At 39.1% G+C, this 25,689-nt stretch carries 19 protein-coding genes; 6 read left to right on the top strand and 13 right to left on the bottom strand.

Translation table 11 applies throughout. The annotated features are described in order from the left end of the window. Positions 1 to 2 precede the first annotated feature (2 nt). The 3 genes from ACH30E_RS00280 to ACH30E_RS00290 form a co-directional block, all read right to left on the bottom strand. The gene (locus ACH30E_RS00280) at positions 3 to 2,579 is read right to left on the bottom strand and encodes an alpha-L-arabinofuranosidase C-terminal domain-containing protein (RefSeq protein ID WP_490823142.1); all 2,577 of its coding nucleotides are present in this window, start codon (positions 2,577 to 2,579) and stop codon (positions 3 to 5) included. 16 nt (positions 2,580 to 2,595) lie between these two features. Further along, the gene (locus tag ACH30E_RS00285; protein WP_294993453.1) at positions 2,596 to 5,001 is read right to left on the bottom strand and encodes a glycoside hydrolase family 127 protein; all 2,406 of its coding nucleotides are present in this window, start codon (positions 4,999 to 5,001) and stop codon (positions 2,596 to 2,598) included. A gap of 153 nt (positions 5,002 to 5,154) precedes the next feature. Further along, complete coding sequence (locus ACH30E_RS00290) at positions 5,155 to 6,318, bottom strand: aldose epimerase family protein (RefSeq protein WP_490823143.1); 1,164 nt, start codon at positions 6,316 to 6,318, stop codon at positions 5,155 to 5,157. 177 nt (positions 6,319 to 6,495) lie between these two features. Here ACH30E_RS00290 and ACH30E_RS00295 point away from each other — a divergent pair, with 177 nt between their 5' ends. The 5 genes from ACH30E_RS00295 (at position 6,496) to ACH30E_RS00315 (ending at position 12,925) form a co-directional block, all read left to right on the top strand. Next, complete coding sequence (locus tag ACH30E_RS00295) at positions 6,496 to 7,200, top strand: NUDIX hydrolase (RefSeq protein ID WP_294993448.1); 705 nt, start codon at positions 6,496 to 6,498, stop codon at positions 7,198 to 7,200. 84 nt (positions 7,201 to 7,284) lie between these two features. Then, positions 7,285 to 8,964, top strand: coding sequence for a ribulokinase (locus tag ACH30E_RS00300; protein WP_490823144.1), 1,680 nt, complete (start codon positions 7,285 to 7,287; stop codon positions 8,962 to 8,964). Positions 8,965 to 8,988: 24 nt separating this feature from the next. Next, positions 8,989 to 9,687: an L-ribulose-5-phosphate 4-epimerase gene (locus ACH30E_RS00305; protein ID WP_294993443.1), complete on the top strand. Its 699-nt coding sequence runs from the start codon at positions 8,989 to 8,991 to the stop codon at positions 9,685 to 9,687. 26 nt (positions 9,688 to 9,713) lie between these two features. Next, on the top strand, positions 9,714 to 11,204 hold the full coding sequence (araA, locus tag ACH30E_RS00310) for an L-arabinose isomerase (protein WP_490823145.1): 1,491 nt from the start codon (positions 9,714 to 9,716) through the stop codon (positions 11,202 to 11,204). 35 nt (positions 11,205 to 11,239) lie between these two features. Continuing rightward, the gene (locus ACH30E_RS00315) at positions 11,240 to 12,925 is read left to right on the top strand and encodes a sodium:solute symporter family transporter (RefSeq protein WP_294993437.1); all 1,686 of its coding nucleotides are present in this window, start codon (positions 11,240 to 11,242) and stop codon (positions 12,923 to 12,925) included. A 59-nt stretch (positions 12,926 to 12,984) separates the two neighbouring features. Here ACH30E_RS00315 and ACH30E_RS00320 read toward each other — a convergent pair whose 3' ends face one another. The 6 genes from ACH30E_RS00320 to ACH30E_RS00345 form a co-directional block, all read right to left on the bottom strand. After that, positions 12,985 to 13,644, bottom strand: coding sequence for an HAD family hydrolase (locus ACH30E_RS00320; RefSeq protein WP_294993435.1), 660 nt, complete (start codon positions 13,642 to 13,644; stop codon positions 12,985 to 12,987). 187 nt (positions 13,645 to 13,831) lie between these two features. Beyond that, positions 13,832 to 14,884: an ATP-grasp domain-containing protein gene (locus ACH30E_RS00325; RefSeq protein ID WP_490823146.1), complete on the bottom strand. Its 1,053-nt coding sequence runs from the start codon at positions 14,882 to 14,884 to the stop codon at positions 13,832 to 13,834. A gap of 9 nt (positions 14,885 to 14,893) precedes the next feature. After that, entirely contained in the window at positions 14,894 to 15,622 is a 729-nt protein-coding gene (locus ACH30E_RS00330) for an NRDE family protein (RefSeq protein ID WP_294993429.1), read from the bottom strand. After that, positions 15,610 to 16,110: a hypothetical protein gene (locus ACH30E_RS00335; RefSeq protein WP_294993426.1), complete on the bottom strand. Its 501-nt coding sequence runs from the start codon at positions 16,108 to 16,110 to the stop codon at positions 15,610 to 15,612. The genes ACH30E_RS00330 and ACH30E_RS00335 overlap by 13 nt, the downstream gene beginning before the upstream one ends. A gap of 249 nt (positions 16,111 to 16,359) precedes the next feature. Beyond that, entirely contained in the window at positions 16,360 to 16,767 is a 408-nt protein-coding gene (locus ACH30E_RS00340; RefSeq protein WP_490823147.1) for a DoxX family membrane protein, read from the bottom strand. A 3-nt stretch (positions 16,768 to 16,770) separates the two neighbouring features. Further along, entirely contained in the window at positions 16,771 to 17,256 is a 486-nt protein-coding gene (locus ACH30E_RS00345; RefSeq protein ID WP_490823148.1) for a YHS domain-containing (seleno)protein, read from the bottom strand. 189 nt (positions 17,257 to 17,445) lie between these two features. Here ACH30E_RS00345 and ACH30E_RS00350 point away from each other — a divergent pair, with 189 nt between their 5' ends. Further along, positions 17,446 to 19,488: an ATP-binding protein gene (locus ACH30E_RS00350; protein ID WP_490823149.1), complete on the top strand. Its 2,043-nt coding sequence runs from the start codon at positions 17,446 to 17,448 to the stop codon at positions 19,486 to 19,488. Positions 19,489 to 19,491: 3 nt separating this feature from the next. On the opposite strand, the gene thrC is transcribed toward ACH30E_RS00350, so the two are convergent. The 4 genes from thrC to ilvA form a co-directional block, all read right to left on the bottom strand. Beyond that, complete coding sequence (gene thrC, locus ACH30E_RS00355; protein WP_490823150.1) at positions 19,492 to 20,784, bottom strand: threonine synthase; 1,293 nt, start codon at positions 20,782 to 20,784, stop codon at positions 19,492 to 19,494. Between the two features lie 12 nt (positions 20,785 to 20,796). After that, the gene (locus tag ACH30E_RS00360; protein WP_490823151.1) at positions 20,797 to 21,729 is read right to left on the bottom strand and encodes a homoserine kinase; all 933 of its coding nucleotides are present in this window, start codon (positions 21,727 to 21,729) and stop codon (positions 20,797 to 20,799) included. A 3-nt stretch (positions 21,730 to 21,732) separates the two neighbouring features. Then, complete coding sequence (gene thrA, locus ACH30E_RS00365; RefSeq protein WP_490823152.1) at positions 21,733 to 24,177, bottom strand: bifunctional aspartate kinase/homoserine dehydrogenase I; 2,445 nt, start codon at positions 24,175 to 24,177, stop codon at positions 21,733 to 21,735. A gap of 213 nt (positions 24,178 to 24,390) precedes the next feature. Continuing rightward, complete coding sequence (gene ilvA / locus ACH30E_RS00370; protein ID WP_490823153.1) at positions 24,391 to 25,641, bottom strand: threonine ammonia-lyase; 1,251 nt, start codon at positions 25,639 to 25,641, stop codon at positions 24,391 to 24,393. Positions 25,642 to 25,689: the final 48 nt, after the last annotated feature.

Here is a 25,689-nt window from a genome sequence, read left to right on the forward strand (position 1 = left end):
TATTATTTTTTAGTGGGGATTCGCAATACCGTTATTGAATATTTAGGGAAACTATGCACTACCTGTTTGGTAGTCTGCATTTTACTCTTCATAGCTACCGGAATATATTTCTTAGGTTCTGCGAAAGAATTCTCTGCTTTTGTTTGATCTGATGAGATGGTATAACTGGTATAGACCCCTGTTGCATTAACAGCACCATCAAGTTCTATGGTTGTTTCAAAATCTTCTTCATTGCCATTCACCATTTTAATAATCAGGTCTCCTGTTTCTTTATCACGGCCTGCTATACCAATCAGTTTTTTGGGTTCTGTATAAGACAAGAGTAATTCATCATCAAGGAAACAGTCTACTTTATCGTAACCTACTTCTAACCTGATTTTATACCACCTGCCTGTCTCAATGGGCTTTGCAAGTCTTTTAGCCTGTGATATATTCGCAACCGAATTTTCGTTTACAATTTCAAATATGGTGCTATTGTTTACAAGTGCCCCGATATGAGCCCTTAACATAGAACCAGTACCATTTACTGCAAAAGGAATAATAAAGGCATTGGTTCCTCCTGTTTTTCTTGTTTCCAGTGTTAACGTATAGGTATCGAATGATTGATTTTTCAATATCATTAATCGCTGTGGTCCCTGCGCTGTTTGTGCCATAGCCCCATCCTTCACCAGCCAGTTGCCTCTGATAGATTCCCACTCTTCGGGTTTATTGATAAAATCACTTTGGTAAACAGTACGACCATTTTGTACAACAGTAATATTTCGGTATTCCGTTTGTGTATCCCAGGTTGCCAATCCAATACCCCCTTTGTTTTTGGGTTTTTTAACTGTAGCTTCCGTTTCTTTTAACGATATAACAAAGTTTTCATCTGATCGCTGTTGGTTCATCAGTTGAATCGTGTAATAGGATATCCGAGCAAAACTGCTGTCAGATTTATATTTTATGAGATTTACCGGCCAATGACGGGTGTTTACGTTTTCAAATAAGGGTGCATAGCTCGACATTTTTACCAGATCACCATTATTTTCCATTCCAAGAATATATGCTGCATCATTCAATGCAGCCTGCATATTACCATTTCCAACACCTGCATTGGTTGCATATTCACCTACATATACTTCATAATCGCCACGCTTATATTGATCGAAATGATCGTAGTTGGTGAAAGACCAGAATGCACTTTTGTATGCATGCTCATCTGCTATATCTGTTGTTTTAATACTATCTAGCGTACGACGATTGATATCGCCGATACCCATACTGGATACTATTTTAATATTTGGATATTTTGCTTTTATGGCTTCATGAAAACGGTTGTACCTCTTTGCATACCAGGAACCATGCTGTTCATTGCCTACTTCAACATATTTAAGCGGGAAGGGTTTTGGATGACCATTTTGTGCGCGTATTTTACCCCACTTAGAAGTAACAGGGCCAACAGCATATTCAATTGCATCTAAAACATCATCAATTACAGCCTGTACTTTATCATCGCTGATAAATGTTCCACTCCTAAACTCACAAGATACTCCTGCGTTAAAAACATAGAGGGCATCAGATTGTATGTCTTCACAAAATTGCAAGTATTCATGGTATCCAAAACCATCACTCGACCAGTAACCCCATACACTAAAAGTTCCGGGTCTGTTCTCTAAAGGACCAATTGAATTTTTCCAATTAGGAGCACTCTCCACATTTACTCCTTCCACAAAACAACCTCCCGGCCAACGTAAAAATGCAGGCTTCAAATCTGCAAGGTATTGTGCTAAATCTGCACGCAAGCCATTTGATCTGTTTTTGAAGGTCTTTTTAGGAAACAGTGATACAAAATCAAATGAAATTGTTCCTGTTGATCCAAGCCTGAATGCAAAGCTTGATTTACCATCCGTTTCATTAGCGGTTAAAGTACAACTGTATTTTTTCCATTGATCACTTTTAACAGAGGGGAAAGTATAGGCAGCTATTTCCTTTCCGGAAGAAGATAGCAATACCACTGTTAATGGACCATTGTAATCAATATTTGTTTTCGCATAAAAATTCAGCAGATATGACTCTCCTTTCTTCACATCCATACCCCAAAACCCTTCATTCACAAAATAATCCTTACCCGATCCAGATAGCTGGTCAATTTTTAAAAGTGCGGATTGTGGTGTTGCAGAAGTAAGTGGCTGGTCAGTTGAAATAGTTGCATTTATTTTAGCATTTTCACCTACGCTTAACTTCCAATAGGGCATTGTCGTTTTTACAGGCCAAGGCATTCTCCAATCACTTGCTTTGCCATTCAGGTTATAATGAGGTTTTTTTTCCGGATTGGCATTCAGCATTCCATCTTCTACAATTGATCCCGGAGGAATCCGGCTTTCTTCAAATCCACGATTCTGAATCATCTCCGCATACAAACCTCCTTCTCCACCATGACTAATCTCTTCAAAGAAAATACCATGCAGGTTTGGTGATACGGTATTCTTTACCTTATCTGTGAATATTTTCATGGAAGCTTTTTGCTGCGCATTACTATATACAACCGGTAATAAAAAAACTCCTGCAATCGTTAATCGTAAAGATGAAATCACACCCATAGTCATTTGCTTGAAATTATTTTATAATCCATTCATGTACACCGGTAGCATGTTCTTTCGGCAAGCGAATTTTCATACGAACGGCGGTTGTTTTAACTGGATTAAATTTTACCGTATTGTATTTATCCTTAGCAATTTCATAGGATGTAGTAGTTGTTACCGGAACCCATTTGTCACCCTGCTTGTACAAGATTTCCCAGGAAGCTGGTATTCTGCAACCGCCAAAGGGACTATCATCGTACCAATACACCTGTGACTCAGTTATAGTTTGCTCCCCATCGAAATCATATTGAATCCATTCTTCCGTGTCTTTCTTAGGCCACCAATGCAGGTATAATGCCGACTTATCTTCTGAGCTGGATGGTTCAAACTGGTCGTTCAATGCATTCAACATTCTTGGATTATTAATAGAACTACTCACCCTGCTTTTTGAAGCAATTGTTGGTGCTGGCTTTGGACGCGCTGCTGTTTCAACATAAGGAATCCAGACTACCATTTCGCCGGCACCTCTATTATTCCATGAATAATAGGGGATGGCTTTGATCGGTTCTTCTTTTTTAAGTAATGCGTCTGTATTAAGTTGCCTGCTTGTTGCGCTACCTTTTCCATTCAACAATAAAACGCCATTCAGCATATCTGGATTGAAGGTTTCCATTAGTGATGCCTCCTTAGGTACTACTATATTTTGTACTACTTTATCTGAGTGATCAGGACCTTCTAAACAAAAAACCAATGGGCCGCGTTGTAATGCAAATCTTCCCTGATCATCTTTTACTTTTTCATTTGCAAGAACTTTTTCAATATCCATGGGTAAATTAAAACTTACAACATCCCCTTTTTTCCATGTACGGTTAAACACCGCATAGCCTTTTTCAAGTGAATAGCTTACTGGTTTCCCATTGATGCTTATCTGAATATCCTTTTGTTGCTGATCAGCGAATTTGTATAAGTCGCCGGGAACTGCTTCCTGCCTGGCCCAACCCGGTATCCTCACCCTCAGGGCAAACTCTAATGCTTTCTCTGGATTTAAAGTAATTTTTACACCACCTTGCCATGGGTAGGCAGTTTCCTGGGCAATTTTCAATTTACCTGCCGGTAATGATACATCTGCTTCATTGGTCATAAACAGGTTTACGTAAACATTGTTTTTATCCTGCGCATATACATAACCTGGCACAGAAGGCATAAAACGTGTTACGTTTGAAATACAACATGCACAACCAAACCATGCGCTACGCTGATGTTGCCCCATCGATGCCAATGGGTTGGGGTAGAAGAATTTTTTTCCATCCTGTGCAATGCCTGAAAGCACTCCATTATAAAGCACACGTTCCATTACATCAACATATTTGGCATCACCATGTAATAAAAACATCCTGATGTTCCAATAAACATTGGCAATGGAAGCACATGTTTCTGCATAAGCCGACATATTAGGCAGTTCATATGCAGCCCCAAATGCCTCGCCAGCTCCTGTAGCACCGATGCCACCAGTTAAATACATTTTCTTTGTTACCACATCCGACCAGATATCATCGATGGCTTTTATATAAGATGCATCTCCTGTAAGTGCGGCCACATCTGCCATACCGGTATACATGTATGCAGCGCGTACTGCATGACCAACAGCTTCGTGTTGCTGTACTACAGGTTTGTGTGACTGACTATATTGTGAACCTTTAATCTCATTATTACCGCGGATATCTAAAAAGTATTTAGCCAGATCGAGGTATTCTTTTTTTCCTGTTACACGATACAGTCTTGATAAGCCGGTTTCAATTACCTGGTGACCTGGAAAATAAGGTGCTTTATCATGCAGAAAATCTTTCACAATCAGGTCTGCATTTTTAGTTGCAATATTGAGGAGATTCTTCTTTCCTGTTGAAAGATAATGCGCTGCTGCTGCTTCATATAAATGCCCGGCATTGTATAACTCATGACTTAGATCCGGTGCTTTTTCCCAGCGTTTTGGACTGATCCAGGGATGTAACTTCGCGGGCTTCATTGTGCGGAAAGTGTACAGGTATCCATCTGGTTCCTGGGCTTCGGCAATTATAGCAATGAGTGAGTCAACCGACTTATCTAAATCCGGATTGAATTTTACCTGTAATGCATATGCCGCACCTTCTATTACTTTAAATATATCTGAATCGTCGAACGGATATTCTGTTAATTTTTCTGGAGCCATTTTACCAGCTGCTTTCAGGAAATTATCTACCCTTCCTGTTTCGCGGCATTTCTGTAAAACATAAGGAATGGTTATTTCAGCATTGGTAGTAATACGTGGTGCCCAAAACTGATCATGTACATGTACATGATTAAATGTTACGGGCTGGATTGGATAGTCTTTCACCTGCGCTTTCAGGTTACCTACTGACAATAAAAATCCAGCAACAAAGAATTTACTTTTGGAGCTAAGCATTGTTCAAAATTTATGAATGATCTATTTACCGGTATTTATATAAAATCCGATGTACATGCAGTGTTTGATTTGCCAAGTATGACAATCACTTAAAAATACAACCCCTTGCGGGGTTGTTATTTTCAGATATTAACCAATCCTCAATCTATTTTGTTATTTCTTGATTCCAAACTGATAGATCGTAGTTGTCTGGTATTTTTTTCCGGGCTCTAATGTGGTTGAAGGAAATGATGGCTGATTCGGAGAATCAGGATAGTGCTGCGTTTCAAGGCAGAAAGCGGAACGATGTCCATATACTTTTTGGTGTTTACCAATGAGTTTCCCATCCAGGAAATTACCGCTGTAGAATTGAATAGCTGGCTCGATTGTATATACATCCATAAGAATGCCGGTTGATGGTGCATATACAGATGCAGCTTTTTCCATAGCATCAGTCTGCTTTTTATCCAAAACAAAATTATGGTCGTAGCCAAGTCCGTTTTTAATCTGGGCATTATCTGCACCGATTTCTTTGCCGATTTGTTTTTCTGTTCTAAAATCGAATGGAGTGCCTTCCACTGTTACAGGATTTCCATCCGGGATAAGGGTTGCATCTACCGCAGAATAGTTTGACGCATTAATCATCAACATATGATCGGTGATGGTTTCATTGCCTTGTCCATTCAGATTAAAATAGGCATGGTTGGTAAGATTCACTACGGTTGTTTTATCCGTACTTGCATCATAATCTATCTTTAACTCATTAGCATCAGTTAATGTGTAAGTTACTTTAACAGTCAGGTTACCTGGGTATCCTTCTTCTCCGTCTTGAGATACATAAGTTAGTTCAAGGGTATGCTCATCTGGCTGCACAGCATCCCATACACGGTTATGAAAACCTGTAGGACCACCATGCAAACTATTTACACCATTATTTGCCGCAAGCTGGTAACTGTTGCCGTTTAGCGAAAATTTTGCTTTGGCTATACGGTTTCCGTAACGTCCGATTAAAGCCCCAAAATAGGTTTCACTCCTTGTGCGATAATGGTTCAAACTATCGTAGCCAAGTGTAATATCTGTCATTACACCATTTTTATCCGGAACAACCAATGCTACCACTCTTCCGCCAAAATTGGTAATTGCTGCTTCAACCCCTTTGCTGTTTTTAAGGATAAATAACTTTACCTGCTTTCCGTCAACAGTAGCTTCATAAGCAGCTTTCAATGCTGTAGTATCAATTGGAAAGTCTTTACTGGCTTCGGTTTCAGTTGAACCAGATTTACAACAGGTAAAGAGAATAATGGCTGAAATAGCGACTAAGAATTGTATCTTTTTCATATGGCGGAGATGGTTGGTTTGCAATCGGTGTAAATATCCTTAAAACTTGAACCAAAATAGCCAAAAAATATTAATTGTAAAAGAAACACTTATTATTTTTTGCGGAATACTTATATTTTATCCTGAGATTTGTTATTTTGGATGAAAGTACTAACGCTTTTGAGATAGCTTATTAATATGGTCAGGTATCACAAACAGACACGCATATTGGTTGCCATAGATTGTATCATCTTTGGTTTTGATGGTTCCGAGTTAAAACTGCTACTGGTACAACGTGGTTTGGAATACGAGAAAGGTAAATGGAGTCTGATGGGTGGTTTCATCCAAAAAGATGAAGATTTTGCCAAAGGATCTGCCCGTATCCTGAATGAACTTACCGGTCTTGAAGGCGTTTATATGGAACAACTATACGCTTTTGGTGATGTAAACCGTGACCCGATTGAGCGAACCGTTTCAGTAGCCTATTTTGCTTTAATTGATATTCATAAATATGAAAAACAATTAAATGCAGACTATCACGCCGAATGGTTTCCGATAAATAATACACCCAAACTCATTTTTGACCACCAGCAAATGGTAGATATGGCAAAGGAAAAACTGCGCTATAAAGCAGCTTTCCATCCCATCCTGTTTGAGCTTTTACCAGAGAAATTCACCCTTCCTCAATTACAAAGTCTTTATGAAGGCATTTTCGACTATGAATTCGATAAACGCAATTTTAGCCGAAAATTACAGTCTACTAAATTACTTATCAAACAAAAAGACAAAGACAAGGAAAGTTCCAAAAAAGGCGCATTTTACTATAAGCTAGATAAAAGGCGCTATGCAGCTAATTTTCATGCCTTTTTGAACCTGATACCAAACCCGGGCAATCTTAAATAAACAGGAAAAATTCTTCCTGTTTTTTTTGTTTTCAAATTTTAAGTGTTAATTTGACACGAATTAGACAACGCTTATTGCTTGCAAATGAAAAAAGATAACTACGTAATTGGTGTAGATTACGGTACCGACTCTGTTCGTTCGATTATTGTTAACACTACTACCGGTGAAGAAATTGCCACTGCTGTTCACCATTATACCCGCTGGAAAAAAGGACTTTATTGCAATGCGGCTGAAAGTCAATTCAGACAACACCCGTTGGATTATATAGAAGGACTTACCGCAACTATTACCAGTTGCCTTCAGAAAGCTGGGCCTGAAATTGCCGGACAAGTTGTTTCGATTGGTATCGACACCACCGGGTCTACGCCTGTTGCGGTTGACGCTAAAGGTCAACCACTGGCATTGGACCCTGCATTTGCAGAAAATCCGAACGCTATGTTCGTATTATGGAAAGACCATACCAGCGTTCAGGAAGCCGCAGAAATTAATCTGCACGCGAAAAAATTTACGACAAACTATCTTCAGTTCGTTGGAGGTATTTATTCCTCCGAATGGTTTTGGGCCAAGCTTTTGCATATCTTAAGAACAGATGAAGCTGTTCGAAAAGCTTGTGTATCCTGGGTTGAACATTGCGACTGGATTCCTTTCCTCCTTACAGGAGGTAATGGTATTGAAAACCTGAAAAGAAGTGTGTGTGCTGCAGGACATAAAGGCTTATGGGCCGAGGCTTTTAATGGATACCCACCCAATAGCTTTTTTGCGCAACTCGATCCATTATTAGATGGATATGCCGATACACTTGGCACTGCCACTTATGCATCTGACCAATCTGCAGGAACCCTTTCAAAAGAATGGGCAGAAAAACTAGGTCTTCAGAAAACAGTTATAGTAGCTGTTGGTGCTTTTGATGCACATATGGGTGCGGTTGGCGGACAAATAGAACCATATCACCTCAGTAAGGTTATGGGTACTTCAACCTGTGATATTTTAGTTGCGCCGGGCGCAGACCTGGGCGATAAAACCGTTAAAGGTATTTGCGGACAGGTAAATGGCTCTGTAATTCCTGGCATGCTTGGCCTTGAAGCTGGCCAGTCTGCATTTGGTGATACCTATGCATGGTTCAGGGAATTAATTCTAAAACCTATCAAGACACTGATCGCATCTTCCTCTTTACTAGATGAAAAAACTGCTGCCTTACTGGAGCAGGAACTAGCAGATAAATTAATACCTTATTTATCAGAACAAGCTTCCAAACTACCTTTACAGGCAGATGATGAACTTGCTTTGGACTGGTTCAATGGAAGAAGAACACCAGACGCCAATCAGTTTTTAACCAGTAGTTTACATGGACTAAATTTAGGAACAGATGCACCTGCCATTTTTAAATCACTCGTTGAAGCCACCTGCTTTGGCGCAAAAATGATTGTCGACAGGTTTATCAGTGAAGGCGTTCCGGTTAAAGGATTGATTGGTCTTGGTGGCGTTGCTAAACGTTCACCATATATCATGCAGGTGATGGCCAATATTATGAATATGCCGATTCGAATTCATAAGAGCGAACAGACATGTGCATTGGGTGCTGCTATGTTCGCAGCAACAGCAGCCGGTGTTTATGAAAAAGTATCAGATGCCATGGAAGCCATGGGTCAGGGTTTCGACGCTACCTATACTCCCGAGGCAGATAAAATTGACTACTACCAGCAAAGATATCAGCGTTATCAGCAAGCCGGTGCGTTTACCGAAGCACATACACAAAAACAATAGGCAACTGTATTTAAATAGAATAGCATGAGTAAATACAATGATTTAAAACAGGCAGCTTACGATGCCAACATGCAATTACCAAAACTTGGATTGGTACTATTCACCTTTGGTAATGTAAGTGTGGTAGACAGACAGCTCAATGTTTTTGCTATAAAACCCAGTGGCGTTCCTTATGAAGAATTAAGTCCTGATAAAATGGTCATCGTAGATTTTGATGCCAATGTGGTGGAAGGAGACCTGCGTCCTTCATCCGATACCAAAACCCATGCGGTATTATATAAACATTGGCCCGCAATAGGCAGCATCGTTCATACACACTCTACTTATGCAACAGCATGGGCCCAGGCACAAATGGATATCCCGGTTTTTGGTACTACTCATGCTGATCATACAACAGCATCGATTCCCTGTGCAGCACCTATGAGCGATGAAATGATTAAGGGTGACTATGAAACCGAAACCGGTTTTCAAATACTTAACTGTTTCAAAGAAAAATCGCTCGACCCGGCTGAAACTGAAATGATGCTGGTTGGAAATCATGCGCCTTTTACCTGGGGTAAAACAGCTCACAAAGCAGTTTATAATGCAGCAGTATTGGAAGAACTGGCAAAAATGGCTTACCTCACTTTGCAGATTAACCCCAAAGCACCTGTTTTAAAAGACGCACTTATTAAAAAACATTTTGAAAGAAAACATGGCCCCGATTCTTACTATGGCCAATAATATTTATATCAACAAAGACAATCAACATGATTAATCTGAAGCAACTGGAAGTTTGGTTTGTTACAGGAAGCCAACATTTGTATGGTGAAGAAACTCTTAAGCAGGTAGCAGCAAATTCTACCGTTATTGCCGACGCCTTGAACCAAACGCCTAGCATGCCGGTTCAAATAGTTTATAAGCCTACTGTAAAATCATCAGAAGAAATATATGCAATATGCCAGGAAGCAAATAATACCGAAAACTGTATTGGTATTATTACCTGGATGCACACTTTCTCTCCGGCTAAAATGTGGATCGGTGGTCTAAAAATATTACGTAAACCTGTGTTGCATTTTCATACACAGTTTAACCGTGATATTCCCTGGGCTACCATTGATATGGATTTCATGAACCTGAATCAAAGTGCGCATGGTGACAGAGAATTCGGTTTTATCATGAGTCGTATGCGTATTGAGCGGAAAGTAGTAGTGGGTCACTGGAGTGATCCTGAATGCATAGAAAAAATCAATGGCTGGATAAGAGCTGCAGCCGGTTGGAATGATTGGCAGGGTGCACGCTTTGTTCGCTTCGGAGATAATATGCGCTTTGTTGCCGTTACTGAAGGCGATAAAGTAGAAGCAGAAATAAAGTTTGGCTATTCAGTAAATACTTATGGTGTAGGTGATCTGGTACAGGTAATGGAAGAAGTAACTGAAGGTGATATTAGTACGCTCGTAGAAGAATACATCGCCAGTTATACATTAATGGATAGCTTGCAAAAGGGGGCGGCCCAGCATGCTTCCTTAAAAGCGGCAGCCAAAATAGAGCTGGGTATCGAACGATTCCTCAAGCAAGGAAATTTTAAGGGCTTTACAACCACGTTCGAAGATCTTCATGGACTTGAACAATTACCTGGTATTGCAGCCCAGCGTTTAATGAGTAAGGGTTATGGGTTTGCAGGAGAGGGCGATTGGAAGACTGCCGCACTTGTTCGTGCCATGAAAGTAATGGGTAGTGGATTGAAAGGGGGCAATTCATTTATGGAGGATTATACTTACCACTTTAACCCGGATAATAAACTCGTACTTGGCGCCCACATGCTTGAAATCTGTGAATCAATTGCAGATGGTAAGCCCAGCTGTGAAATACATCCTCTGGGAATTGGGGGTAAAGCTGATCCTGTAAGACTTGTTTTCAACTCCGGATCAGGGCCTGCCATTAATGCTTCTATTGTTGATATGGGTAATCGTTTCCGTTTACTGGTGAACGATGTAATGGCAGTGGCTCCAATCAGCAGTCTACCGAAACTACCAGTGGCCAGGGTTCTCTGGAAGCCTTATCCAGACATGCATAATGGCTGCGCAGCCTGGATTCTGGCCGGAGGCGCTCACCATACCTGCTACTCCCAGAATATCAATGCTGAGCAAATGGAAGACTTTGCAGGAATGGCTGGAATTGAGTTTGTATGCATAAATAATAATACCAAACTGTATCAATTTAAAAATGAATTACGCTGGAATGATAAATTTTATCAATAAAAAGCGAAATTACAATCTACGAAAACCAAAAACCAATGAAAGGACTTGCCACCATTGACATTATTGTCTTTCTGTTCTACTTTATCATTGTAGCCAGCTATGGGTACTGGATTTACCTTCGAAAGAAGAAAGCAACAACCGATACCAAGGATTTCTTCCTTGCAGAAGGTTCACTTACCTGGTGGGCCATCGGCGCTTCATTGATTGCTTCCAATATTTCTGCGGAGCAATTTATTGGAATGAGCGGAGAGGGCTTTTTTGTGGGAACTGCAGTTGCTGCCTATGAATGGATCGCAGCCCTGGCATTAATCATTATTGCCATCTGGTTCATGCCAATCTATCTTAAGAATAAGATTTTTACCATGCCCCAGTTCCTTACCAACCGTTATAATGAAACGGTGGCCTTGATCATGGCGGTATTTTGGCTATTCTTATATGTATTTGTAAACCTCACTTCCATTCTTTATCTCGGAGCAGTTGCCATCAATGGTTTGGTTGGTGGGCAATACCTTCACCTGATCATGGTATTACTGGCAGTATTTGCACTGGTAATTACCCTGGGCGGTATGAAAGTAATTGGTTACACAGATGTTATACAGGTTGCAGTACTAATCATCGGAGGTCTGGCTACAACCTATATGGCATTACTGATCGTGAGTGAAAAATTTGGTTTGGGTAAAGATGTGATCGCTGGGTTTAACACATTGCTCAAGGAAGCTCCCGATCACTTTCACATGATTCTTGATAAACCTGGTCCAAATGCCACTCAGGAAGAAATTAATAAATACCTCGTACTTCCCGGTATAGCAATGTATTTCGCGGGACAATGGATCGTTAACCTAAATTATTGGGGTTGTAACCAATATATTACACAACGTGCACTTGGCGCTAATCTGCAAACCGCCAGAACAGGTATTTTATTTGCAGGTTTACTAAAACTGATGATGCCGGTAATTGTAATGTTACCTGGTATTGCAGCCTATGTTTTATATAAAAATGGTCACCTTCCTCAACTTGAAGGAGGTAGTAAAGACGGTGCCTATTCTGCTATCCTTAGCTTCTTGCCAAGTGGATTAAAGGGATTATCTATTGCCGCACTAACTGCCGCAATTGTTGCTTCCCTTGCAGGTAAGGCTAACAGCATCTCAACCATTTTTACCCTGGATATCTATAAAAAATACCTGAAACCTTCTGCTGACGAAAAGAAAATGGTGTGGACAGGAAGACTTACCATTTTTATTGCAATGATTGTGAGTGTTTTATTTACCTGGAACGATACATTAGGTATTGGTGGTGAAGGTGGATTTACCTTTATTCAGAAATACACTGGTTTTATTAGTCCTGGTGTATTCGCAATGTTTATACTGGGTATGTTCTGGAAAAGAACCACTGGTGCTGCTGCCATCGCGGGCGTAATCTGTGGTTTTGTACTTTCTGTATTCTTCAACAACTATGCTCCAGCATTGTTGGGTAATGAAACCATTCTGTATACAGCTTATCCAAATGGAAAAGGTGGATTTGAAATACCATTCCTCATTAACATGGGTTGGTCTTTCTTCTTTACCATGGCATTAATGATTGGTATTAGCCTTGGCGGACCAAAAATTAATCCGAAAGCATTCATTTTCGAGAAAGGTATGTTTAAAGTAAGTAACTCCGTTTTAGTGTTAATCATTATAACATTGTTGCTGCTTACCGCATTGTATGTAAGATTCTGGTAATTGATTACCAGCTTTCAAAATAAAAGGGGTTCCGAAAAGAACCCCTTTTATTTTGAAAGTTAACCCAGCAGCGGGATTAAACTTTTATAATCATTTGCATATGTAAGGATATTCGGATACTCACTGAATTCATCCGCAGTATGCATCGTAGTCAATACTACTGCTTTCATTCCGGCATTATAAGCGGCTTCCACCCCTTTAGGTGCATCTTCGAATACAATACAATCGGCAGGATTGAGCCCCAGTTCAGCAGCTCCTTTTAAATAGGTTTCAGGATCGGGTTTACTGTCTTTTACATTTTCAGCTCCAACTATAGAATCAAAATAATGTCGGATTGATAACCCGTCTATCGCAAAATCAATATTAAATAAAATAGCAGCAGAGCCGATCCCCATTTTAATGTTCTTTGCTTTTGCCTGATCAAGGAAAATATCTAACCCGGGTAGTAGTGCCAGATGAGGTCTGTAAAGTGACTGGTATCTTTTTTCTTTCTCTACTGATAGCCGATCCATTTCTTCAGGTGTAAACTTATCTGGACCAAAAATGCGGATTAATAATTCTACGTTTTTCCCGTACATGTGAGAAGCTACCTGTTCCCAGCTTAAATCAGCACCCAGGTCTTTGGTGAGAATATCAAACCAAACCTGTTTATGATAATGCATATCATCAATCATGGTTCCATTCAAATCGAACAGAAAAGCCTTTGCATTTTGTAACATATAGCTTCGATACTTTGTGCGCGCAAATTACTTTATCGGGGGAACTTTGCCATGTAAATTATTAATGACTGGAGAAATTTGTGCGCGAGCTATAAGTTCGTGTATGATGGAACACAGATCTTCATGATTTTCAGGATTTATCATGATAGATCTTGAAAATCATTTTGGGAAAGGGTAAGTAAGAAAATCAGGAAATATCTTCTACCAACTGACGATTGGCTTTAAGCATTGCCAGTCCTTCTTTTCTGGTCATATAAGGCACCCCATTTTTATGATTGATTTTGCTTATTCGGTACATTATATTCCAATGCCTGATAATTTCCTTCCACGCAAAGAAAACAGAATGTGACGGATCATAAATATGGGTTGGTTCGCTGCCAGATCCGTTTAATTCAATGATTGAAAAGTTTTTTCCTTCTCTCAATGCTTCAATTGTATCGTACCTGACATCCATTCTGCCATAATAAAATCCGTTGATTTTTTTTGCCAGTTGATCAATTGTTTCACTTAGCTGTACATCTGCGAGATAGCTGACATCTAAAAATTTCGCCCCCCGGGCATGGTTGCCATAAGGAACCAATATTTTTCGTTCCCCTTTTGGTAGTACAACTGATAATTCAGTTGGAATTGTTTTTCTTAATGCAGGCAACTGAAGAATAAATCTGGTGTTTTGTAGTAATAATTTCTCTACGGTTGAACAACCATCTCCGGTAACCGCCAGTAACTCCTTTCCAACGATACCCGTAATGCTTCCTTTCTCCTCACCAGGGATGCGACAATAAAATATCCCTAGTTCGTCTTCATAAGGTATATAGGCCTGAACCAAAAAATCTACTTTGCTGTTTTTTGCATATTCAAGTAGCTCCTGGTCATTTTCGATCTTTTTTACACTCATTCCCCGCATTCCAATATCAGGTTTTGCAATAGCAGGATAAGCGATACCGACATTCTTTACCTTATTTAATACAATATTACCTTCGGTGCCTACAGCAAAAAATAAGGTTTCCGGATAAGTGCCTTTAGGAAGAAGATCATAGATCTCTTTTTTGCTTTCCATAAGAAAGCCTCCATTTCGAATAGTTGGGTTTGCGGCATTTATAAAGAAGAATGCCCTTGCTTTAAGGCAAAGCCAAAACCAATAGGGATACATAGGTGCATAGAGCACCGCAAAAGGCCAATATTCCCAATGAAATATTTTTATAAATAATGGATGATCCTTTAGCTTGTTGATCAATAACATGAGGGAAAGTTAGGCTACCGGTTGTTCCTGAACAAATGCAATTGAAGCTTCCGTTTTTTGTTGGCTAACAAGGTCTTCATAATGCATTACTGCCTTATTTCGATTACACTCAACACTTGTTACACTTACCGTAAACATGGTATTATTCCGGTTCATTCGAATATCATTCTCTTTATCTCCTTCTCCGCCAAATAGGTGAAATGAAAGAATATCTGAAACAGTTGGTTGCGGAAATTGTGTTAACCATTCATTGAACCACTGTTCTCTTTTATGTATGATATCAGATGTATATAATGTTACCGACGACCAGATATGGGGTTTTGTTGCATCCATTTCCCGGATATATTTTTCCTCGCCGCTCCACCTGCATTCAAATAGTTTATCGTCCTCCCAAATTACCAGTGTAAATGGTTCAATACCTAATAAATGTATTTTTTTAAAGGCGGGAATCGCTTTCTCTTCCGTTAAAATGTCGAGGAATATCAGGCCTCTGCTTTTCCTGTATTGTGCAGCAGGTTCATGTTTAATAAAACCACCGTTTAACAATACCATGATCGATCCGGCATCAGATGCCGCTATCCAGGTACCACCTGCCTGAGCATCTTTTGGGAAAAGAAGTTTTTTGTTGCCATAACTGGTAATGCCAGGTTGAATGGCCTTCTCGCGTGTTCCTTTTTCATCGCGATTAGAGGTAAGTAGTACTTTATTTTGGAGCGGGATATAGGTTACTGTGCACATGCTTCCCTATGTTTAATAGTAGAAGTGGCTACACCAAAGCCTTCAGGAAGGATAATATCTGATAATTCACCAACACCTACCCTGATCAGGGCCATATGATGCACAGTGTGTTCCAGGTTATAAACAACTTCCCGATAATAGTTACTTTCTACATTGATTGTTTCATTCGACACATCATCATAACTCATTTCGAGTTGAATGGGTTTATCAGCACGTATAAGATTGTTACTGATCTGGTGCAATAATGAGATGGCCAGATCTTTGTCAGTTTCAATGGCTTTATCTCTCTTCCTTTTTTCATAATTAACCAGGCCTGTTTCATACCCTGATTCAAGACATTGAAAAAGCTCTACAATATGCCTTACATGCTGTCCAATAGTAGCATTAAAAAGAGATTTACTGCAGGCAGTATATTGCTCAGGGGTTAACTTATCTAATGTTTCATGTAACTGAACAAATACATTTTTAATAGCGTAGGCAATTTGCATATTAACGGGTTCTATCTTTTTAAAATTGGTAGAATCAGTTTTTTTCTTTCAACTGTTTATAAGTTAGATACGATTTCTTATACAACTAGGTTTTGCCTGCTGTATTTATCATCTTTCCGGTGAAAATAGTGTTCTTTTATGAAAACCCTATTTTCCGGGCAATTTTCTAATGAAGCGCCTATTTTCACCGACTAAAGTTCAAATCCTGCCGACACTTTAATGATACCTGCTATAGCAATATAAAGTAAATCAATTGCCTTTTTTAAATTTTTTAAGAAAATCGACTAGTTGAGCCCTGTTTAACCAGGCAAGTATTACTGAGGCAAGCCAAACAATCAGGGCATAGGAAAATAACAAGCCATTATCATCCTTTACCACTACTCCCAGTACTAAAATATGAGAAACCAATGCTCCACTCATAATGCCCACTGCCATAAGTGACCCAAATGCGGTAAGTGGTTTGTACAAAATTAAGATAGAGGCAATAAGTTCCGCAATACCAGTAACATATCTTCCCCAGGGTTCTATACCCATTTGGGTAAATATATAAACCGATTCTTCAGCACCAGAAAATTTAAAATATAAGGTTTGCAGCATTATAATGGCGGCAATAAACCTTAGAACCCACTGTAAAATTGTTTGTAGTTTTGGTTGCATAAATTATTGTTGAATGATTTTATTCCAGGATTGATCAGCTTTTGATTTGAGGTTAGTTTCATCTTTATTCCACTCTTTCAGGGTATTATTAAAAAAACGGTTATAAAAGAGGTAAAGCTTATTATTAACTATTTTATACGTTTCGGGATCAATACTTACCTTTTCACCCTTTGCACCCATCGCATAAGCACACCAACCTCCATAAGCCGGCTCATAAGTAGTTGGATTTTTAAGAAATAAAGCCTTGTGTTCAGGAGTGCTAAACCAATAGCTAACCCCCTGGTAATATACTGCCAGTTCTTTTTTCCCTTTTACAGGTTTTTTTTCTAAAAAATATGACACCGGATCATATCCTTCAATGGCAATTCCCTGACCCGACAGATTAAAGTTTTTTATTCTAACAGCTTGATCCTGACCAAATAGAATTCCTATACTAAATAGGCCGGTAATTATTAATGCATATTTAAGCTTCATGATAAACGGCTTCATATAATTTACTTTTAATTTCTTGATGATAGTAAAAACTAATGGACGGGACTTAAATATTATCCTTACAAATCTTGCTGAAAATGATCTGTTGGCTTATTAATAGGCAAGGTGAAGCCATAACAGATTAAAATTCTTGCAATACTTTTATTACTTTACCTTTAAAATCACTTTACAAACGCTTTCTCTCCCATGAATTTAGCCGACAAAAAAAAGTATATCAGGTTGGCAGCAGTTCTTGGTCTTATACTAAGCACCATCGTAGCTTTAGGCTGGTTTCTGCGCATTCCAACCCTTACCAGCTTTTTGCCCGGACATCAGGAAATGAAATTTAATGCAGCTTTACTATTCATACTTACGAATATTATATTAATTGCTATTACAGTTGAAAAATGGCATACACTCAAACTTGTATTCAGTCTTATATTAATATTAACAGGGTTTACAACCCTGTTACAAGTTTTTATAGCTGCCGATCTGGGCATCGACGAATTTTTTGTAAAAGATAATTTTATCACCAGAACAACTAATTATCCACCCGGAAGAATGGCGCATGGTGCTTCATTTTCTTTTATACTTTTTGGGATCGGTTTTTTAATAATGAAGTCACATCGAGAGTCATTGAGAAAATTCGCCCAATATTGCTTTCATACAATTACATTGATATCCTCTCTTGTGATCATTGGGTTTCTTTTAAAAGTTCCTGTGTTTAGTGAAATACCAACCCTAAAAACAATGTCTTTTCACACAGCGCTTATATTCTTTATAAGCTCAATTGCTGCTTCGCTATGGAATGAAAAATTAGGGTTCACCGGTTTATTTACAGGAAATGGGGTTGGAAATATCATGGCCCGCCAATTATTTCCCGCCTTAACCATCACGGTAATATTAATCAGTACACTCAGGGTATATTTATTTCAAAAGGGTATTCTAAGCGTAGAACTTGGCTTCATATCATTAACCACAGTATTTATTCTTATAGGATTAATAAGCATTGCACTATCTGCAAAACAGCTTAATAAAATCAATATCAAAAAAAACATAGCGGAAGACCAGATATCTGATCTTAATAAAAATCTTGAGCTGATTGTACAAAAAAGAACCGACGAACTTCACGAGTCAGTAAATGCACTCCAGGATAGTAAGAATGAACTATGGAAAAGTGAGCAACTCCTAAAAGGTATTATTAATAATGCAGATGCTGCAATTTTTGTTAAGGATATCAAAGGAATATATTTACTGGTCAACAAACGTTTTGCTGAAGATTTTGATATGCAAATTGATGAGATCATTGGTAAAACATCCTTTGAAATTTTTCCGGAAGACTTTGCCTCAAAACTGGTCAGCAACGAATCAGCCATTATAGCTTCAAAGGAATCGCAAACGGCTGAAACGACTGCAGTATTTAACGGAAGTTCAAAGACACTCCTGATTAACAAATTCCCTTTATTTGATGAAAACAATGAGGTTTTCGCAATTTGTGGTATGGCTACTGATTTTTCTGATATAAGAAAATCAAGAACAGATCAGGAAATACTATCTTTTCAATTACAGCAAAAAAACCAGCAATTGCTGAATTTCGCCCATATCACATCACACAACTTACGCTCTCCCGTAAGCAACCTTAACTCATTATTATGGTTGTATAAAGAAAGTCAGACAGAAGAAGAAAGGGCAATTTTATTCGAAAAATTCGAAACGGTTATCCATAATCTTTCCGCCACATTGAATGAGTTGGTTGATGCCTTAAAAATACAGGAAGACACAGGCAGAAAAAGGGAATCATTACTGTTTGAAGATATATTTAAAAAAGTACGGGATAGTATGATCGGGAAGATCATGGAAACAGAAGCTGTGGTGAGTTACAATTTTACCAAAGCTCCGGCCATTGAATATCCGAGACTTTATCTGGAAAGTATTTTGCAAAACCTTCTGTCTAATTCACTTAAATACAGATCGCCACAGCGTACTCCTGTAATATTTGCTGAAACACTCTTTGAAAACGGCATACTGATACTCAGGTTTAAAGACAATGGGCTTGGTATTGATCTCAACAGACATAGTGACAAATTATTTGGTCTTAATAAAACATTCCATCGTCACGAAGAAGCCAAAGGAGTTGGCCTTTTTATTACAAAAACACAGGTTGAAGCCATGGGTGGGTCCATTACAGTTGAAAGTGACGTTGATAAAGGAAGCACTTTCATTGTTTACTTCAACGCAAAGCATCACTAATTTTTATCTGTCCATCAACCATTCTTTTAAGGCATGAAATGATGCATGCATTAGAATACTTTTTTTCTCCTTTTTAAACAGTGGTTCTATCGCGGCAGGCTGTTCCGGTGATTTGCCGATAGTCCTGGTGACCGTATCAGGAAATTTTACAGGATGCGCAGTTTCAAGGAATATCCCTTTTTCACCAGGTTTCAATAATTTTTGTAACGCTGCAAAAGCAACAGCACCGTGCGGGTCAAGGGTATAACCATACTCTTTATATACATCCAGCATACAAGTCATGGTTGCTGCATCCGTAACACAGGCTGTTTGTACTATGTCCTGAATGGCTATACCCTCCTGCTTGAATAGTTCAATAATCCTGCTCAGGTTGCTGGGATTACCCACATCCATTGCATTAGAAATGGTTTGAATAGCAGCCTTAGGTCTAAATACACCTGTTTCAAGGTAAGGAGTAACCGTATCATTAATATTACAAGCTGCAATAAATTTATTAACCGGCAATCCTGAATAACGGGCTAATAAGCCTGCACAGATATTGCCAAAATTTCCACTGGGAACGGCTATAACAGGGGGGGTATATTTATCCTTCCACTGTTGCAGGGCAAAGAAATAATACAGTTGTTGCGGAAGCCAGCGTGCAACATTAATAGAGTTTGCTGAGGTAAGACTTAAGCTGGTTTGAAGCGTTGAATCCATAAATGCCTCTTTTACCATGGCCTGGCAGTCATCAAAGCTTCCCTGAACTTCTAAGGCCGTAATATTTTGGCCGCAGGTAGTTAGTTGTAATTCCTGCACATTGCTAACTTTACCGGATGGGTATAGAATAACCACTTCTACTCCTTCCACACCAAGAAACCCATTTGCAACCGCTCCGCCAGTATCACCGGAAGTTGCTACAAGTACCGTAGTTTTTGTTTGCCTGTCTTTTGAAAAATAACCAAGACATCTGCTCATAAACCTTGCCCCAACATCTTTAAATGCCAGTGTAGGTCCATGGAATAGTTCAAGCGAATAATATGTTTCATTCAATTGAACCAGTGGAAATGGAAAGTCGATTGTTTCTTTAATGATCGAATACAGTTCATTAGCAGGAATATTTTCTCCCACATAAGGCTTCATCACTTCATAAGCCAGTTCTTCCCGGTCCAAATCAGGCAAAGCTGCAATAAACGATGGCGACAGCTTTGGTAGTTCTGCAGGAAAATAGAGTCCTTTATCAGGTGCCTGCCCCTGGATGGTAGCAGTTCTAAAATCAACATCTTTTGATTGTTTGTTTAAACTATAATAACGCATACATATTCTCTTTTATAAATTCACCATTTCTACTCCGGTAGTATTTAGTGTTGTTACGTAAGTATGATTATCCAGGCCTAATAGCCGGTATTCGTCCTGCATCAGTTCTGCAATCTCATGGGCGGTTGATTCCGCTTCGCTTAGCATAAATATTGATGGGCCGGATCCGGATATACCGCCACCCAATGCGCCAGCTTCTTTACTCTTCCGTTTTATATTATCAAAACCGGGAATAAGTATACTTCTTACGGGTTCTATCAATACATCTTCCAGCGAACGTCCTATCAAAGAGTAATCGCTCTGTAATAATCCAGCTACCAACCCTGCTATATTTCCCCATTGTTTAATTGCATCTTTCAGGTACACTTGTTTTTTTAGAATACTTCTCGCATCGGCAGTGCGTACTTCGATCTGCGGATGTACAATAGTGATATATAAAGGAGGGGAAGTAAGTGGTATAATATCAAGCGGATGAATTGACCTAACCAGGGTTACACCTCCATAAATACAAGGTGCAATATTATCGGCGTGCTTTACTCCGGAAGCCAGTTTTTCACCGTGCATGGCAAATCTTACCAGGTCTTCTTTGGTAAACATCTTATCTAGCAAAGCATTCGCGGCAACTACTGCCCCTGCTGAACTTGCTGCACTTGATCCAACGCCACTACCGGGTTTAATGTGTTTGTTTATCACTAATTCAAAACCAACCGAAACATTTAAAACTGACAACATAGCCTGTAAGGCAACTCCTGCTACATTTTTATCGGGATGTACTGGTAAACCGAATGGATCTTTATTGATAATAGTAATCCCGGGCTCTTCTTTTAGACTTAGCCACATTTCGTCATATGGTTCTTTCACTGCAAAACCAAGGATATCAAAACCGCATACCATATTGGCTACAGTTGCCGGAGCATGTACTTTTATTTGTTTTCCTACTTGCATAAATTATATTCTTGCTACACGAATAATGTCTGCGAAAACCCCAGATGCAGTTACATCGGCACCCGCACCAGCACCTTTAATTACCAAAGGCTGTTCAGGATAGCGGTCAGTGTAAAACAATACCAGGTTATCTTTCCCATACAAGTGATAAAAATCAGATGTTGGTGGAATATGCTCAAGTCCTACACCCGCTCTGCCATTTTCATAAGTTGCCACAAATTTCAACTTGGCATTTTCTGCTGAAGCTTTTTCAAATAATGCTTTAAAATGCATTTCCTGATTGGCCATCTCTGCATAAAAATCTTCAACTGATCCTTCAAAACATGACGCTGGTAGGAAGTACTCATTATTAATTTGATCCATTTCCAGAACCTGTCCAGCTTCTCGCACAAGTATCATTATTTTACGCATTACATCTGTTCCGCCTAAATCAAGACGCGGATCTGGTTCAGTATATCCTTCGGTTTGTGCCTGTCGAACGATTTCTGCAAATGGTTTTGTGCCATCGTAATGGTTAAAAACATAGTTTAAGGTTCCGGATAAAACCGCTTTGATCTTATTAATTTTATCACCGCTCCTTAATAAATCATTCAGTGTGCCAATAACAGGTAATCCTGCACCTACATTTGTTTCAAACAGGAAAAGTGAATTGTATTCACGTGCCAATGACTTCAGTCTTTTGTAGGCTGCATAATCTGAAGAGCAGGCTATTTTATTACAAGCAACTACGGAAATACTTTTCTCTAACAGATTGCCATATACGCCAGCTACCGATTCATTTGCAGTAACATCTACAAATACACTGTTCCTTAAATTTTTATCCTTTATCTGCTGCACAAAATCCATAATGGTAGAAGCAGGCGCGTCATTTAATAATGATTGCCATTGATTCAACTCAATACCCTGTTCTGCAAACAGGGCTTTTTTACTATTAGCTATCCCAACAACCCGCAACTGTAAGTTCAGTTGCTCCTTTAACACCTCTTGTTGCTGCATTATTTGGTTAAGCAGCTTGCTTCCAACATTACCGGCACCAGCTATGAATACATTGAGTTGTTTATAACTGGTTTCAAAAAATGCTTCATGCAATACATTGATAGCTTTACGAACATCTTTCGTGGCTATTACTGCAGATATATTTTTTTCTGATGAGCCCTGTGCTATAGCACGAATATTAATACCGTTACGCCCAAGCGAACCGAACATTTTTCCACTTACACCTGGATGGCTTTTCATTTGTTCGCCCACCAGTGCCACAATAGCAAGATTGGTTTCAACGATTAAAGGATCTACTTTCCCTGTCTGTATTTCAAAACTAAAAGCGTTGTCGATTGCTCTTTTTGCTTTTAAGGTATCTGCCTCATTAATACCCACACAAATAGAATGTTCAGATGAACTTTGTGTAATTAGGATTACATTGATTTGTTCATTCGCAAGTGATTCAAACAATCGTTTTGAAAAACCGGGTATTCCTACCATGCCGCTACCTTCCAAACTTAAAAGACTAATACTTGTTATGCTTGATATACCCCGGATAAATTCACCTGTAGAAGATGAACGGCTTTCTATTAATGTACCATGTGCTTCCGGTTCAAAAGTATTTTTTACCCAGACAGGAATATTCTTCAGCATAACAGGTTGAATCGTTGGCGGATAAATAATCTTTGCGCCGAAATGAGATAACTCCATTGCTTCCTGATAAGAGATCTGGGCAATAGGTTTTGCATTCGAAACCATACGGGGATCCGCAGTCATCATACCACTTACATCTGTCCAAATTTCCAGTGTAGAAGCGTCAAGTGCCCCTGCATAAATAGCAGCTGTATAATCAGAACCGCCTCTACCTAATGTGGTAGTATGTCCAGCAAGGTTTGCTGCAATAAAACCTGGTGCTATATAATAATTGGATTCATTTGCCTTAAACCAGGAAACAATTCTTTCGTTAGTGATGGTGAAATCGACCAAAGCACTTGAATGATTTGAATTTGTTACAATGAGGTTTCTTGAATCAACCCACAACTGCTGATTACCAAGTGTTTGAAATTTCGCAGCAATAATCAGTGAAGATAGAAGCTCGCCATATCCTACAATTTTATCTTGTGTACGGAGTGATAATTCTTTCAGGAGATAAACACCATCACAAACACTTTCCAGGTCGTTTAATTGTTGTTTTACAAGACTTAATGTAGCACTTTGTTGTTGTATCGGCAGCAATGCCCTTACCAATTCAAGGTGTTTTTGTTCTATTTCTTCCAGAACCTTTTTATACCCCTCATCGGCAACCGATGCCAGAGCTGCAAGTTGTAATAGTTTATCTGTAACTCCTCCCAATGCTGAAACTACCACCAGTTTTTTCTCTGCTGCAGATTGATCAAATACTATATTGATTACTTTTTCAATATTCCCTGCATTTGCTACTGAGCTACCGCCAAATTTGAGAACCTTCATAAAATATTTTGAAAATGAAAAAAAGAAAATGACAGAACTGTTTTAGGTAAAACAGTCAAAAGACCCAAGGTATGATATGGAAATAGTTAACCCTTTACAGGGTTGTTGTTGTAGTAATAATAGCAGCAGCAAACAGTGAAACTGTTTGTGAGAAGTGATGATATGATAGCTGTGCCTGCATTACTCTATAAAGATAGTATAGTTTTGTGAAAATTAAACAAGGTATCCAAAAAGATGATCGTTTTTATTGAGCTCAGTATAATTAATCTGATGTTTATCCAGGTTATTAATAAGTAAATGGTAGTCTTTTTTTGATTTCAATTCAATACCTACCAATGCCGGACCTGCTTCTTTATTATGTTTCTGCATGTACTCAAACCGGGTAATATCATCATCTGGACCTAACACAAAGTTTACAAATTCCTTTAAGGCACCTGGTCTTTGTGCAAAGCTGATCAGGAAATAATGTTTCAGTCCTTCATACTGCAGTGATCTTTCTTTTATTTCCTGCATGCGGTCAATATCATTATTACTGCCACTTACTACACAAACAATATTTTTACCTCTGATTTCATCTACATAGTCATCAAGTGCAGCTATCGATAGTACTCCTGCGGGTTCAGCTACGATAGCGTCTTCATTATACATACGAAGAATGGTTGAGCAAACCCTTCCTTCCGGCACCAGTTTCATATCATCTAAAACATCTTTACAGATATTAAAAGTGATATCGCCTACCCTTTTTACAGCAGCTCCATCTACAAAACGTTCAATTTCATTAAGCAAAACAGGTTGCCCGTTTCTCAAAGCTTCTGTCATAGAAGGAGCCCCTTCTGGTTCTAATCCAATTATTTTAGTTCTGGGTGAAAATGTTTTAAAATAACTCCCCACGCCAGCGCTTAATCCGCCACCACCTACCGGAACAAATAAATAGTCGATATCAGAAAGATCTTCCAGTATTTCAATGCCAACTGTAGACTGTCCCTCAATGATCCGCAGATCATCGAATGGAGGAATAAAGGTCATTTTATGAGCAGCCGTATACGTTTTGGCCGCATTTGCACAATCATCAAAAGTATCTCCCACCAGTTTCACTTCTACAAAACCTTCCCCAAACATTTTTGTTTGACTCACTTTCTGGTTAGGTGTAATGATGGGCATAAATACAACGCCTTTCACGTTTAACAGTTTGCAACTATATGCAAATCCTTGTGCGTGATTGCCGGCACTTGCACAAACAACTCCTTGTGCCAGTTGCTCTGGAGTTAAAGTACTCATCATATTATACGCACCACGGAGCTTATAGGAGCGTACAACCTGTAAATCTTCCCTTTTGAGATATACATTGCAACCATATCTGCGCGACAGTGCCTGGTTAAATGTAAGCGGTGTTCTATTCACTACTTTTTTTAACCGATCCGCTGCTGCCTGATAGTCAAGGTTAAATGCTGTTACTGTACTCATATCCAGTATAATTGGTCCTCTTCTTTTTAGAAGAGGACCTTGTGAATT

The organism is Sediminibacterium sp. FW305-C-61 (assembly GCF_058231065.1).

Bases quoted from the DNA above. Each gene is read 5' to 3' on its own strand.
- ACH30E_RS00280 (WP_490823142.1), bottom strand. From the start codon at position 2,579: ATGGGTGTGATTTCATCTTTACGATTAACGATTGCAGGAGTTTTTTTA.
- ACH30E_RS00285 (WP_294993453.1), bottom strand. From the start codon at position 5,001: ATGCTTAGCTCCAAAAGTAAATTCTTTGTTGCTGGATTTTTATTGTCA.
- ACH30E_RS00290 (WP_490823143.1), bottom strand. From the start codon at position 6,318: ATGAAAAAGATACAATTCTTAGTCGCTATTTCAGCCATTATTCTCTTT.
- ACH30E_RS00295 (WP_294993448.1), top strand. From the start codon at position 6,496: ATGGTCAGGTATCACAAACAGACACGCATATTGGTTGCCATAGATTGT.
- ACH30E_RS00300 (WP_490823144.1), top strand. From the start codon at position 7,285: ATGAAAAAAGATAACTACGTAATTGGTGTAGATTACGGTACCGACTCT.
- ACH30E_RS00305 (WP_294993443.1), top strand. From the start codon at position 8,989: ATGAGTAAATACAATGATTTAAAACAGGCAGCTTACGATGCCAACATG.
- araA (WP_490823145.1), top strand. From the start codon at position 9,714: ATGATTAATCTGAAGCAACTGGAAGTTTGGTTTGTTACAGGAAGCCAA.
- ACH30E_RS00315 (WP_294993437.1), top strand. From the start codon at position 11,240: ATGAAAGGACTTGCCACCATTGACATTATTGTCTTTCTGTTCTACTTT.
- ACH30E_RS00320 (WP_294993435.1), bottom strand. From the start codon at position 13,644: ATGTTACAAAATGCAAAGGCTTTTCTGTTCGATTTGAATGGAACCATG.
- ACH30E_RS00325 (WP_490823146.1), bottom strand. From the start codon at position 14,884: ATGTTATTGATCAACAAGCTAAAGGATCATCCATTATTTATAAAAATA.
- ACH30E_RS00330 (WP_294993429.1), bottom strand. From the start codon at position 15,622: ATGTGCACAGTAACCTATATCCCGCTCCAAAATAAAGTACTACTTACC.
- ACH30E_RS00335 (WP_294993426.1), bottom strand. From the start codon at position 16,110: ATGCAAATTGCCTACGCTATTAAAAATGTATTTGTTCAGTTACATGAA.
- ACH30E_RS00340 (WP_490823147.1), bottom strand. From the start codon at position 16,767: ATGCAACCAAAACTACAAACAATTTTACAGTGGGTTCTAAGGTTTATT.
- ACH30E_RS00345 (WP_490823148.1), bottom strand. From the start codon at position 17,256: ATGAAGCCGTTTATCATGAAGCTTAAATATGCATTAATAATTACCGGC.
- ACH30E_RS00350 (WP_490823149.1), top strand. From the start codon at position 17,446: ATGAATTTAGCCGACAAAAAAAAGTATATCAGGTTGGCAGCAGTTCTT.
- thrC (WP_490823150.1), bottom strand. From the start codon at position 20,784: ATGCGTTATTATAGTTTAAACAAACAATCAAAAGATGTTGATTTTAGA.
- ACH30E_RS00360 (WP_490823151.1), bottom strand. From the start codon at position 21,729: ATGCAAGTAGGAAAACAAATAAAAGTACATGCTCCGGCAACTGTAGCC.
- thrA (WP_490823152.1), bottom strand. From the start codon at position 24,177: ATGAAGGTTCTCAAATTTGGCGGTAGCTCAGTAGCAAATGCAGGGAAT.
- ilvA (WP_490823153.1), bottom strand. From the start codon at position 25,641: ATGAGTACAGTAACAGCATTTAACCTTGACTATCAGGCAGCAGCGGAT.